15 protein-coding genes are annotated in these 12,766 nt (G+C 46.0%); 11 read left to right on the forward strand and 4 right to left on the reverse strand.

Features of this window, described 5'->3' with window-relative positions:
• Positions 1-93: 93 nt before the first annotated feature.
• Entirely contained in the window at positions 94-375 is a 282-nt protein-coding gene (locus Q8J68_RS00630; protein ID WP_305309641.1) for a hypothetical protein, read from the forward strand.
• 35 nt (positions 376-410) lie between these two features.
• Positions 411-605, forward strand: coding sequence for a YwbE family protein (locus Q8J68_RS00635; RefSeq protein WP_305309642.1), 195 nt, complete (start codon positions 411-413; stop codon positions 603-605).
• 89 nt (positions 606-694) lie between these two features.
• Here the strand turns inward: Q8J68_RS00635 and Q8J68_RS00640 are convergent, their stop codons facing one another.
• On the reverse strand, positions 695-883 hold the full coding sequence (locus tag Q8J68_RS00640; protein WP_305309643.1) for a hypothetical protein: 189 nt from the start codon (positions 881-883) through the stop codon (positions 695-697).
• Between the two features lie 165 nt (positions 884-1,048).
• Positions 1,049-1,240 (reverse strand): CxxC-x17-CxxC domain-containing protein, encoded by a 192-nt coding sequence (locus Q8J68_RS00645; protein WP_015054169.1) that lies wholly within the window; start codon positions 1,238-1,240, stop codon positions 1,049-1,051.
• 334 nt (positions 1,241-1,574) lie between these two features.
• Between Q8J68_RS00645 and Q8J68_RS00650 the strand changes: the two genes are divergently transcribed.
• Positions 1,575-2,096, forward strand: a complete 522-nt coding sequence (locus tag Q8J68_RS00650) for a GNAT family N-acetyltransferase (RefSeq protein ID WP_305309644.1) — start codon at positions 1,575-1,577, stop codon at positions 2,094-2,096.
• A gap of 20 nt (positions 2,097-2,116) precedes the next feature.
• Here Q8J68_RS00650 and Q8J68_RS00655 read toward each other — a convergent pair whose 3' ends face one another.
• Positions 2,117-2,590: a hypothetical protein gene (locus tag Q8J68_RS00655; RefSeq protein ID WP_305309645.1), complete on the reverse strand. Its 474-nt coding sequence runs from the start codon at positions 2,588-2,590 to the stop codon at positions 2,117-2,119.
• 178 nt (positions 2,591-2,768) lie between these two features.
• Here Q8J68_RS00655 and Q8J68_RS00660 point away from each other — a divergent pair, with 178 nt between their 5' ends.
• The 7 genes from Q8J68_RS00660 (at position 2,769) to Q8J68_RS00690 (ending at position 11,605) form a co-directional block, all read left to right on the forward strand.
• A complete protein-coding gene (locus tag Q8J68_RS00660) occupies positions 2,769-5,204 on the forward strand; it encodes a PAS domain S-box protein (RefSeq protein ID WP_305309646.1) in 2,436 nt (811 codons plus the stop codon).
• Positions 5,205-5,272: 68 nt separating this feature from the next.
• A complete protein-coding gene (locus Q8J68_RS00665) occupies positions 5,273-6,565 on the forward strand; it encodes a TIGR00341 family protein (protein WP_305309647.1) in 1,293 nt (430 codons plus the stop codon).
• A 93-nt stretch (positions 6,566-6,658) separates the two neighbouring features.
• Entirely contained in the window at positions 6,659-7,471 is an 813-nt protein-coding gene (locus Q8J68_RS00670; protein ID WP_305309648.1) for an ABC transporter ATP-binding protein, read from the forward strand.
• Positions 7,472-7,612: 141 nt separating this feature from the next.
• Positions 7,613-8,875: a UbiD family decarboxylase gene (locus Q8J68_RS00675; RefSeq protein WP_305309649.1), complete on the forward strand. Its 1,263-nt coding sequence runs from the start codon at positions 7,613-7,615 to the stop codon at positions 8,873-8,875.
• 28 nt (positions 8,876-8,903) lie between these two features.
• Positions 8,904-10,091: an aconitase X catalytic domain-containing protein gene (locus tag Q8J68_RS00680; protein ID WP_305309650.1), complete on the forward strand. Its 1,188-nt coding sequence runs from the start codon at positions 8,904-8,906 to the stop codon at positions 10,089-10,091.
• Positions 10,081-10,494, forward strand: a complete 414-nt coding sequence (locus Q8J68_RS00685; protein WP_305309651.1) for a DUF126 domain-containing protein — start codon at positions 10,081-10,083, stop codon at positions 10,492-10,494. Before Q8J68_RS00680 ends, Q8J68_RS00685 begins: the two co-directional genes overlap by 11 nt.
• Positions 10,495-10,498: 4 nt before the next feature.
• Complete coding sequence (locus Q8J68_RS00690; RefSeq protein WP_305309652.1) at positions 10,499-11,605, forward strand: TIGR04013 family B12-binding domain/radical SAM domain-containing protein; 1,107 nt, start codon at positions 10,499-10,501, stop codon at positions 11,603-11,605.
• Between the two features lie 36 nt (positions 11,606-11,641).
• On the opposite strand, the gene Q8J68_RS00695 is transcribed toward Q8J68_RS00690, so the two are convergent.
• Positions 11,642-12,370, reverse strand: a complete 729-nt coding sequence (locus tag Q8J68_RS00695; RefSeq protein WP_305309653.1) for a YkgJ family cysteine cluster protein — start codon at positions 12,368-12,370, stop codon at positions 11,642-11,644.
• A 197-nt stretch (positions 12,371-12,567) separates the two neighbouring features.
• Here Q8J68_RS00695 and Q8J68_RS00700 point away from each other — a divergent pair, with 197 nt between their 5' ends.
• Positions 12,568-12,741: a DUF5350 domain-containing protein gene (locus Q8J68_RS00700; RefSeq protein ID WP_015054158.1), complete on the forward strand. Its 174-nt coding sequence runs from the start codon at positions 12,568-12,570 to the stop codon at positions 12,739-12,741.
• The last annotated feature ends 25 nt before the right edge of the window (positions 12,742-12,766 follow it).

The raw sequence follows: 12,766 nt of genomic DNA on the forward strand, positions 1-12,766 counted from the left end.
CAAATCCATTCATCCCAACTATAACTCCCTCTGTAAAAAAAGAGACCATTATTCCAATTCTTCTCATAGTTCTCTTTTCATCAGACCCTTTGAGTGAAGGTAAAGTTAACCTCACGAAATAGAAGTTGGATAGGCGATATTGAAAAAGAGTTCCCCGGTGCGGAGGTAAGAGTATATGAACCAGAGAAATCGCACCCTTTGAAAGGAGGGATACTTGTTGTCGATGACACGGAGATTCTTATAATCACCATAAAGGATGAGAGCATTCCCCTGAACATAGCCGCCACCTGGTACAACGGGAAAGAGCAGGTCCATATTTTCAAGCATTTCATCGAAGTCGAATGGGAAACGTCCAGCCCGATAGGGAATGAATGAATGCTTATATAATAGTCATGTGATTACATTGTACTATGAACAGCGGTACTACCAGGAACAATATCAAGATCGGATCCAGTGTGGGAATAGTTCTCAAGCAGGATCAGAGAAGCGGGAAAATAACCCGAGGTATTGTAAAGAGGATCTTGACAAATTCATCGACCCATCCACATGGGATAAAGGTCGAACTGGAAAACGGAAGCATAGGAAGAGTAAAGGAAATACACTGAGAAATGCACGAAGTAATACTTGTCATGATAACAGCATGACTCATCAACTTGCATCGTGCACTACTTACATGCAATTGCCTTATGCGTAATCATCCATTTGTGGTATAGCAAACAAAACTTTTTTTGCAGCTGGTGCATCTGGAAGCAGACTTATAGGCCGCTCCAAAGTCAGCCGGGATCTGAGAATCCATTGAAACACAGATGATGCGCTGTCCTGAAGGTATTGTCGCAAGGATCTGGGTCCCGCATACCGGACATAATACATTTTCAATTTTCATTCCACGTTCCCTTGATTCCCTTAACCATGTCAGTTAATAGATGGTACCATAAAAGAAGATACTTGAAAAAATCCGTCAGGCAGATAGAATGCCATGAATCATAGACTCTGCTTTCAATATCTGCCCAGCAGGTAAAATAAATTAGATGATTATATGAATATAACTCTAATATCTGGCTGGTCTGTGCTTCTGGTAGCAGTCCCTGCAATATACAGGCCTGTCTGCAGCAGGAACAAAGGGTACTTCAGTTTCCTGTTTACAGTCCGAGCAAGTTGCCTTGTGCATCTCTCTTGGACCTGTTGATCTGAAACCACCGCTGCCGCCTCTGCTGTCTCCGCTTCTGTTATCGAATCTCATATTTGATTTCCTTTATATTGTTCTAGTTCGTCCTGATGGTCACCAGGATCGAGAAATTTCGCATGACAAATTAGATCTGATTTTAGCCAGATCTGCTTTTCTATACGGTTTACTCTTTACTGTCCAATCAATTCACTAAAAGAAGCACACAATGATGGATAATTCTTTACTAAATCGTTGAGCAATCGAACTGATACCTAATAATGAACACTATGATATATAAAATGTTTGCTGTCAATCATATTTTATGAACCTTTGAGGCAAGCAAATCCAAACATGCAAAACTATTACCTTATGAGTGGATTTATATTCTACTTCCCTGTCAGGTAGTCCTATGGAAAAGATATCCATCCGGAATGCTGAGCCAGGAGACATAGAAAAGATAATGCACATAGAGCATGAATCTTTCCAGGAACATATCCGTGAAAGCAGGGACGTATTCCTGGACAGGATATCTGCTTTCCGGGAAGGGTTCCTTGTCATGGAGATCTGCGAAGATATTTGCGGATACATTTCCTCGGAAATATGGGACTACGCAGAGAACATCACTGCTACCAGTTTCACATTGAACCACAGGATAAGTGAGACCCATACAACCACCGGATCAGAACTTTACATCTCCTCCATAGGCATCCTGGAAAAGTATCGCGGAAAAGGTTACGGAAATCTGCTATTCACAGAACTATCCTGCCGTATGATTGAAAAATATGTAATTTCAAGTATGATTCTGCTTGTTTCTGCAAGCTGGGATGCTGCGAGGAAGATTTATGAGAAGAATGGTTTTGAGGAAATGTGCAGAATTCCCGGCTTCTTCGACAAGGTAAATGAGGGAATTGTGATGCGTAAGCACTTATAAGCCCCCCATATCAACAAATATTACTGCACTTTCCCACCATATATTTCCTTCAGTCCTTTGCGGGGATCATAACCGGATTTGAACTTAAGTTTGCCAGCACCTGAATTGATGGTGATCTCCCATAAAGCGGAAGTCCTTTCATCATCATATTTGTTCTTTTCCCGGGCTTTGACCGAGACAATGCCAGCATTAGGGATACTGAAATTTTCAGTATTCTCTGAGCGTATCAGATCAGGGGACATGTCCAGATATTTTTCAGCATAGTTAAAGGATGCACCCATCTGGGAGCCCCATTGTCCGAAAAAACCCTTGCCTTCAGCCTTTGCCTTATCCCTGGCATCCATAACAGCCTGCTTCAACATATCATTTGTGACTTTCGCAAATATGCTCTCGTCACGGGTCGCTACCAATGTGAAAGAGTGAGATAGTAGTCCCAGCATTTTACTTTTTCTCAAATATGGCATGACGCCAATTATGCTTTTTTCTTGTTCCATGAGTTCACCGTCCTTAGATCGATAATCTTTCCGAGATTCATAAATGTAGTATCCCAAAATAACAAAAGAGTATTAAATGTTAAATTATAAATATGTTGCAATACAAAGATATTGCATATAGAAGATATAATTCTTGCTTAATGTCCCACCATAAAACACAGATTATGTAAACCGGATTATGACATCCCACGAAATCGAGAGACTGCTGTTGCACCATTCTGCAGAAGATGATAAATATCGAAGCTTTCTGGACGAATTACCTGTCGGCATAGTTTCATGCGATATAGAAGGGAATATCATCGATGTGAACAAAGCCCTTCTGACCTTATTAGGTTCCCCTTCCGCAGAAGCCACAAAACGCATCAATATGCTGACATTCCCATCACTTGCCGAATCTGGCATATCAGCAACCATTAAAGAAGTTTTAGAAAAAGGAATAGTTGCCTCAATAGAGACATCATATTGTTCAAGATGGGGGAAATGCCTGGTCCTTCGTTTTAAGGCAGTCCCCTATTTTGACGCTACCGGAAATATCATTGGCTGCTACAGTATAGTGGAAGATGCAACCAAAACAAGAGAAACAGAAGGAGCTCTTGAAAAAAAGGTCCGGAAAGAAAAGCTTATTTCGCATATCTCCGGCAGGTTCATAAACAGCACTTTGAGTGACATTGATCCCGAGATCAACAATTCCCTTGAAGATATGGCCAGGTTTCTCGGTGCACAACGTGCTATCCTGTATTCAGATAACAAGGACCGGGACTATATGACAAAGTCCTATGAATGGCGTGCTGAAGGTATCCATTCTTACGCGGGAACAAAAGGGACGATAAAAAAGAACGCATGGATATCAGAGCAATTTAATAAACAGTTGATTGTCAGTGTTCCCGATGTCAAGCAATTTCCTGATGAAGGCAAGTTGATAAAAGAAGAACTTGAAAAGCTGGGAATAGTATCAGTTGTGATGGTACCTCTATTCTATAAAAGTATATTTAAAGGGTTTATAGGAATAGGCTCAGTAAACAAGAAAAAAGAATGGGATGAATCCGAGTTTTACTTATTGAAACTTATCGGAGAGATGATCACAAGCCTTCTTGAACGCAAATCTACGGAAAGCCGGCTGTTAAGTAAAGAGGAAGATTACAGAAAGGTCATCAACTCCATTGACACTATCATCTGGAAGACAGATGTTGACAGGGAAGGAAATTTCATTAATCCTTATGTTTCTGCGCCTGCCGATAAGATACTCGGGCTTCCCGGAGACTCTATAGGAACTAACTGGTACAAGTATTTCTCGTCAATACACCCTGAGGACAGAAACATACTTTTAAGTCTCCTGAATTCTGATTCCATCGACACAGGAACCACAGAGAATCTGGATTACCGGCTCATCGGAATCGATGGTAACATCTTCTGGATGAACTCCACAGCAACTGCCTGTATTCTGGAGGACGGGCATATACAGTTGTTTGGCACTACCCGCAACATAACAAAGCAAAAGGTCGCAGAAGAAGAACTCAGCAAAAGTGAGAGAAAATACAGGTCCCTTATAGAACAATCAAATGATGCAATCTTCATAAACAGGCTGGATGGGCGGATCATCGATGTCAATAGCAGAGCATGCAAGATGATGGGATATACCCCCGAACAACTGAAGAGGATGTCAGTCATCGACCTGATGGTCCCGGATGAAAGGGAAAATGGATCACAGGTATTGGAGACTTTTAAAAAGCAAGGATCCGTGCATGGAGAAACAAGGTACCTTACCTCAAAAGGCAATATTCTGGATGTAGAGATCAGCGCATCAGTGCTTGAAGGATACGAGGACATTGCCCAGGCAGTTGTAAGAGATATTACCGAACGCAAAAAGGCAGAAGATATCATGCTCCTGGCAAAGATAGAAGCTGAGTCTGCGAACCGTAGCAAGAGCGAATTCCTTGCGAGCATGAGCCATGAGTTGCGCACCCCCCTTAACTCCATAATCGGCTTTTCAGACATGCTTTCAGAAGGTTACGCAGGTCCCTTAAGCGATATTCAAAGAAAGTATACTCAGTATATCTCAACAAGCGGAAAGTACCTGCTCACACTCATTAATAATATACTTGATATTGCCAAGATCGAGAGCGGTAAAATGGAGCTGGAGCCCGAACATTTCACCATGGACGAAGTGTTTGAGGACGCTGAAAAACTGGCAGGTCATCTGGCCAGGAAGAAGAATATCAAGTTGCAAATCCAGAAATTAGAAAACATTGAACTCGTTGCAGATAAGATCAAGATTAAGCAGATAATATACAATCTTCTCAGTAATGCTATAAAATTCACACCGGAACATGGGAAGGTAAACCTCCTGGCATCAGTAAACCACAACAGAATAAAGATATCCGTAAGAGATACCGGCATCGGCATATCTGAAGAGGATTTAGACCGGCTTTTTTTGCCATTCAAACAAATCGACAGCCAGCTCTCACGCCAGTATAATGGTAGCGGACTTGGACTATCCATTGTAAAGAAACTTGTGGAGCTGCATGGCGGAGATATCAGTGTTGAGAGCAAGGTAGGAGAAGGGAGCACCTTTGCTTTTACAATACCTCTGATTTCATCAACAAAAAAAGCTTAAAGTAGAGTATCTATATTACTTAACAATATTTCATATAAGGATTTATCTTTCACAAACACAGTATAAATATGCGAATAGTCCAGGTACTTATCCCTAATGGAAAACGTGAGCCTGTACTGGCTTTGCTGGATGATGAAAATATCGATTATGCCGTATGGGAAGAGACCGGGAGGAGAGACTTCGAAGCCCTTGTGCAGTTCCCGATACCACCGATCGGCGTTGAACCTGTGCTCGATAAGCTTCGCAAGGCAGGAGTGAGCAGAGACACATATACCATTGTGTATTCTCCCGAGATGGTTGTTTCCACACGCATCGAAGCACTGGAAAAGCGTTATTCAGGTAAACGCATAGCCAGGGAGGAACTCATAGCACGTGCGGAAGAGCTGGCGCCTGCAACCTCAACTTTTTTTGCATTCCTTATCCTTAGCACTATTATTGCCACCGGAGGGCTGCTGCTCGACTCGGCTGCAACCATTATCGGAGCTATGGTCGTTGCTCCTCTTATGGGACCGGCTGTCTCTGCCAGCGTAGGAACTGTCCTGGATAATCGAAAACTTGCATCACGAGGTATAATGTTGCAGGTTACAGGCCTTCTTGCAGCGATCGCAGTTGCTGCTATTATCGGAATAATCATCCAGAATACGATACTTGTAGCTCCCGGACTTGATATCCGTGAAGTGCCCCAGATCGCCGAGCGCACAAGCCCGAATTTCCTGTCCCTCTTCCTTGCCCTTGGTTCCGGGCTTGCCGGAGCTATCAGTATCATGCGTAATGCCGGATCTGCTCTGGTAGGAGTTGCCATTGCCGTGGCTCTTATACCACCTGCGGCAACTGCAGGACTTGGCATTGCATGGGGTCTCCCCGGGGTTGCTATCGCTGCAACCGTGCTGGTTCTTGTGAACCTTCTTGCCATTAATGTGTCTGCACTGGTCCTTTTCTGGATCTCAGGCTACAGACCGATGGAAGTGACTGCTGTCGGACGTGCACGTTCAGCCGTGATAGTCCGCACAGTCACCCTTGTTGCCGCCATTGCTGTCCTCTGTATTGTCCTTGGGCTGGTCACCTATTCCACCTACCAGTCCAATCTCTTTGAACAACAGGCAAAGCAGGAAATACAGCTCATGTATGAGGAATCCGGCTATGCTGAGCAGGGAGTTATTCTCTCAAATATCAATGTTGACTACAGACCTGCCGACATCCTGCTTGACAATCCACCCATAGTAACTGTTATCATGGGTTACCAGGCCGGACAGGTCATCCCTCCTGACATAGCCAGCCGTGTAGATGAACACCTGACCACTGCCACCGGCAGGGAGGTTCGTGTAACGGTAGGATTCGTGGAAGCCCAGCAGACAGCCTGAAATAACCAGGTATGCTTTCCTGCAAAACTTTATTAGTGTGGATCAGGTTAACAGGAAAACAAATTCTATCCCCAAAGAACCGTGTGACTGAAGATGCCTTCAACAAAAATAGCAGCAGACCTGAAAATACCACTTATTGAAATGAGGAATGTGACAGTATCCAGAAATGGCCGTAAGATACTGGATTCCATCAGCCTGCAGATATGCAAGGGAGAGAACGTTGCCATAATAGGACCTAATGGCTCCGGAAAATCCTCCCTGGTCAAGGTGATCACCGGGGATTACCGTCCGCGTGCGGACAACAGGAACATGGTTTTCAGGATAATGGGGAAAGAAACCTGGAACCTGTTCGATCTCAGGAGCCTTCTGGGAATAGTGTCAGGAGATCTTCAGTTTGATTACACAAGGGATATCAAGGGCTTTGATGTCGTCCTCTCGGGTTTCTTCAGCAGTATCGGCATTTACTCCAACCATAAAGTGAAGCCGGAAATGGTACACACGGTTTACGAGGTAATGAAGTTCCTGGAAATATCTCACCTTTCAGACAAGCTCATATCAGAGATGTCCACCGGGGAAGCACGGAGAATACTTATAGGCCGGGCGCTCGTCCATGACCCGCATATCCTTGTGCTGGATGAGCCTGCAAATAGCCTGGATATGAAAAGCCATCACCTGTTCAGGGAACTGACCCGCAGGGTAGCCTCCCATGGTAAGAGCATCGTTCTTGTGACCCACGATCTCGGAGATATAATTCCCGAAATGAACCGGGTGGTACTCCTGAAGGATGGAAAGGTCTTTGCAGACGGGGAGAAAGAGGAAATCCTTAGCGAAGAGAATCTGTCGCTTCTTTTCGGGCTTCCTGTCAAAGTTACAAGGAACAACGGCTACTATCATGCGATATATTGACCTTTGAGTTGCACCATTCACCCTAAGGAAGAGTTTTCCTGGAAAAGTGCTGTCTTACGTCTTACTATTCTTCTATTTTTAAGATAATGATTTAAGGCACAATTCCCATTATCTATCCATAATCGTAATACGGATGATACTATGCGGGAATTCATCGAAAAACTCAAAGAGACCGGGAAGCTTGTCGAGATCACACGTCCAGTTTCAAAGGTGTTCGAGGCTCCGAGGATAGCAAAGCAGACACCTGCTCCTGTGCTTTTCCATGACATCAGCGGAAGTCGGGCCATAATGAATGTCCTTGGTTCCAGGGAAGAACTTGCGGCGATGTTCGGCGTGGATAAGGACAGGATAATACAGAAACTTTCTGAGATAAGCCCTGACGGAGAGGTCGTACTGGTAAAGGACTCGCCCACAAAGGAAGTTGTGGAAACAGAAGTCGACCTAACCACGCTCCCCATAATGACACATTTTGAGAAGGATGCAGGGCCCTATATTACCGCAGGCGTGGTTATTGCCGAGTACGGAGGTACCATGAACGCAGCAATTCACAGGCTTCTGGTGGTGGATAAGAACAGGATAGCTGCAAGACTGGTGGCTCCGAGGCATACATACGTAATGCACAAGAAAGCTGCCGAGAAGGGAGAGAAACTACCGGTAGCAATAGTCATCGGCGCCGATCCGGCGGTTACCTATGCTTCCACCACACGAGTGCCTGCAGGGAAGGAGTTCAATTATGCTGCGGCGCTTATGGGCAAGCCACTCGAGGTTTTCGAATGCAGCAATGGCATCAAGGTTCCACATGCAGAGATAGTACTGGAAGGATACATAGACCCGAAGGAACGCGTGGATGAGGGCCCATTTGTCGATATCACAGGCACCTACGATCTTGTGCGAAAAGAACCTGTCATCCACATAACCAGGATATTGCACCGTAAGGATCCCATATACCACGGCATCCTTCCTGCAGGACCTGAGCATCTGCTAATGATGGGAGTACCTTACGAGCCCAGGATATACAAGGCTGTGAGCGAGGTTACTACCGTTAAGAACGTCGTGCTCACCGAGGGAGGATGCTGCTACCTGCATGCTGTCGTCCAGATAGAGAAGCAGACAGAAGGCGACGGTAAGAACGCCATCATGGCGGCATTTGCCAGCCACACCAGCCTCAAGCACGTGGTCGTGGTGGACGAGGATATAGATATCTTTGACATCAAGGATGTGGAGTTCGCCATAGCAACCAGGGTAAAGGGAGATATGGATATTATGATAATACCCCATGTTCGCGGCAGTTCCCTTGATCCCAGGGGAGCACCGGACGGTACGACCACAAAGGTTGGCATCGATGCAACAAAAGTGCTGGCGGAGAAGGAGATTTTCGAAAGGGCGAAAATGCCCCCTGAGTGATCATTTAACAACTGTGTGAAGGATTCCCATGTATCTTACAAAAGAAGAGGAAAAGACCCTGGAGGGCGAGTACGGTGAGACACTCCGCAAGGCCATAGAGATCCTTGTGGCACTTGGGGACATTTACGGTGCCGACAGCCTGATACCTGTCAAGAGCGCACAGATAGCCGGAGTATCCTATAAGACAATAGGCGATGCCGGACTGGAATGGATATCCGATCTTAAGGGCAAGGCCAGGATACCTGCTATACTCAACCCTGCAGGCATGGACATGATGCGCTGGAAGGAAATGGGTATTGAAGCTCATTTTGCGAAAAAGCAGCAGGATATCATTGCTGCCTACGAGAACCTAGGCATCCGGACAAAATGCACCTGTACACCATATTACCTGGAAGGATTTGATACAGGCTATGGCGACCATCTGGCATGGAGCGAGTCTTCAGCGGTATGCTACGCAAATTCAGTTATAGGCGCAAGGACGAACAGGGAAGGCGGGCCTTCTGCACTTTCGGCGGCTCTTGTGGGCAAGACTGCCAACTACGGATATCACCTTGATGAGATGCGCGAGCCGGTCATGTCTGTCACGGTCGACTTCGAAATCTCAGGATCGGACTACGGGGCGCTTGGATATGTGGCCGGGAAGGTCATCGGTAACAGGGTGCCAATATTCTACCTGAAGGGACAACCATCTGGAGATGAGATGAAGTCACTTGGCGCTGCACTGGCAGCCTCAGGAGCTGTTGCACTTTATCACATAGAAGGCGTTACACCCGATGCGATCCGGTCTAAGTATGAAAGACCGGATGAGAGTCTCATGATTGAGAAAGAACAGATATTGGAAGTTTACGAAACCGGAAAAAGCGGAGAAAGCTCGTTGGATACTGACATAATCACTCTGGGATGTCCGCACTGCTCACCCGCTGAACTGGAGAGCATTGCAGGGTTACTTGCCGGTAAGAAGGTCGCCAAAGAGATATGGGTATGCACCTCAAGGGAGGTCGCGGAAAGATATCCCGACCTTGTGGAAGGTATCGAGAAAAGCGGGGCAAAAGTAGTGTGTGATACCTGCATGGTGGTGTCCCCTGCCACCAACAATTACCGCTGCATGATGGTCAACTCCGGGAAGGCCCTTGCATACGTCCCCAGTATGTGCGGAGTTGCCTCCAGATTCGCAAGTATAGAGGAGTGCATCAGGGAGGCTGTGAATGATAATTAAATGCAGGAAGATTTCCAGGGGAGTTGCAGAGGGGCAGGTGCTACTTACACACGAAGCGATATCATTCCTTGGCAATGTTGATCCTAAGACCGGGATCATAGTCGAACCAAAGCACGAACTTTTCGGTCAGTGCATCAAGGATAGAGTACTTGTGTTCCCCCAGGGGAAAGGATCGACGGTAGGGTCATACGTACTTTACCAGCTCATAAAGAACAATGCTGCTCCCGCTGCTATGATAAATGTAGAGTCAGAACCCATCGTTGCGGTAGGGGCAATAATATCCTGCATACCTCTTGTTGACAGGATGGAACGGGATCCTTTCGAGGTCCTTAAGAACGGAGATACTGTCAGGGTTGACGGCACTTCCGGGTCGGTGGAAATTCCAGAAGGATCAGAATTGTAAACACATGGACATCAATCTTCGCTGGGACAATAAGAACTCCTATAGTTTCGCTGCGCTGGCGCCCCTTCTCCCCGGGGCGCAGAGATCGAAAGGTCCCAGAGACGGGATAATGGTCTACAGCTTTGCAACCAGGCAAAAAGATTCTGTTTTTGAGGAAATCACAGGTGCAGGTACTGATTCGATATTCATAGCCGGGGGGCCTCATCCTTCAGGAGCGCCTGAGGAGACTCTCCGCTATTTTGACTACGTGGTCTTAGGAGAAGGAGAAGAGACCCTTCCCGAACTCATAAAAGCGATCATCTCCAGGGAAAATACATGTAAGGTGAAAGGCATCGCATACAGGGATAACAGGGGGAATACTGTTTTCACTGCATGCAGGGAGCCTGTTGACCTGGATAAGTACCCCTGTTTTGATCCCGGTATCGCCATGGCCCCCATGGAGATAAGCAGAGGATGCCCTTTCAGGTGCAAGTACTGCCAGACCCCGCATATATTCGGAGGCAAGCTCAGGCACAGAAGTATCGATTCGATCGCGAAGTGGGCAAAATACTTCAAGGACATGCGATTCACATCATCCAACGCGCTTGCATATGGAAGTGACGGAATCCATCCGCGTTTTGACCGGGTGGAGAAATTACTCTCAAAGCTGCGCAGTATCGAAGGCAAGAACATCTACTTTGGTACGTTCCCCTCGGAGGTCAGGCCGGAGTTCATTACCCAGGAGTCTATCGGGCTTATCACTAAATACTGTGACAATACACGACTGAACCTGGGTGCTCAGTCCGGCAGTGAAGAGGTTTTGAGGGATATCCTGAGAGGTCACACTGTAGAAGATACGTATCGGGGAATCGAGCTGTGTTTTGATAATGGCATCACTCCTGTAGTAGACTTTATCGTAGGTTTCCCGGATGAGACAGAAGAAGACCAGAACAAGAGCCTGGAAATGATAGAATGGATATGCAGGAAAGGCGGCACTGTACATGCGCATTACCTTACTCCCCTGCCCGGGACGCCCTATGAAAAAGCTGTACCTTCTCCTGTTAATGACCGTTTCAAGCGTGTGCTTGGGAAACTGGCAATGGAAGGGAAGGCCACAGGGTCGTGGGGATGAGGAAAAACCAGGGAGGATTCCTCAGGAAATACAGATTTATAATGAGATGTTATTTCCGACGCTGCTCTCTTCAAAAGCTCCGCTGTAAAAGACAAATACCTTTATCTTGCCACCTTTGTTGAATTTCCTCATCTCCCGGTCATAAACGCCCTGGACATGTTTCAGTTTGTTCTTTTCAAAATGTTGCCGTGCTTTTTCTAAAAAGGCTACCTTCTGTTCCAGGAAGGCATGTTCATAATTTTTTATTTCCCTTGCTAGCGTTTTACATTCCTCGTCGCTTATATCGTCATGATAGCAGCCGTGGAGGTCCAGCCCGCTGATCTGCCTCCAGCCGATATTGCCTTTTTCATCAGCTTCCAGGTGAAGCATATAAGGGTACAGCCTGCAAATGAACGGGCGCCGGTCATAGATGGTGCAGCGTTTATCATGGAGGAATATACAGGAACCGTCTTTTTGTGTTTTCAGCGCATAGCCCGATACATAGAAGTTCCCGTGCTGGTCACATAACTCATAATATGGCGCAGGCTCGATTGCATCCGGGTCTGTTTCCCTTATGGCCTTCAGGTCTTCATCCAGCAGGAACACATGGTCATTGAACTCCTGTGTGCAGCAGCGCGCACAGAGATCACATTTGAAGCCGACCTCTTTGATGATAGAGATAAGTTCTTCATCGGGGTAGGCCAGCAGTGCCTTTATCTCCTCGGCGGCCGATTCCATCTGGATGTCTATTGCTTTGCTTAAGGTGATCAACTCCTCGGTATACATATCTGCATAGAGGGTACGGATTAAAAGCAATTTTGGTCTCAGTCAGCCTCTATATTTCCCGTAAGGTTTAATAACAAGCATCACATCTAAGGGTAAACTTAGAACGATGTTAACCAGCCTTATGATCAGAGCTGGATTGTCGGGCATCATTGCTTATCTTGTTGATATTACATCCAAATTTCACAGAGGTCTTATAAATGGGTAAAACTGGCAGTATTGAATGGGTCAAGGTAAAAGGCCGTAAGGGTAGAACAATAAAAGTACAGAAATCCAAAGGGATCAAGGCTCATCCGGGTCCGGCACAGAGGTATTCCTCAAACGGCACCAAAAGGAGATTCATGCAGAGATCTCCAAAAGCACTTGTAAAGTGAGTTGATCTCACTCTTTATTCCTTTT

The sequence above is a fragment of the Methanolobus sp. genome (assembly GCF_030682845.1).
Lineage (GTDB): Archaea > Halobacteriota > Methanosarcinia > Methanosarcinales > Methanosarcinaceae > Methanolobus.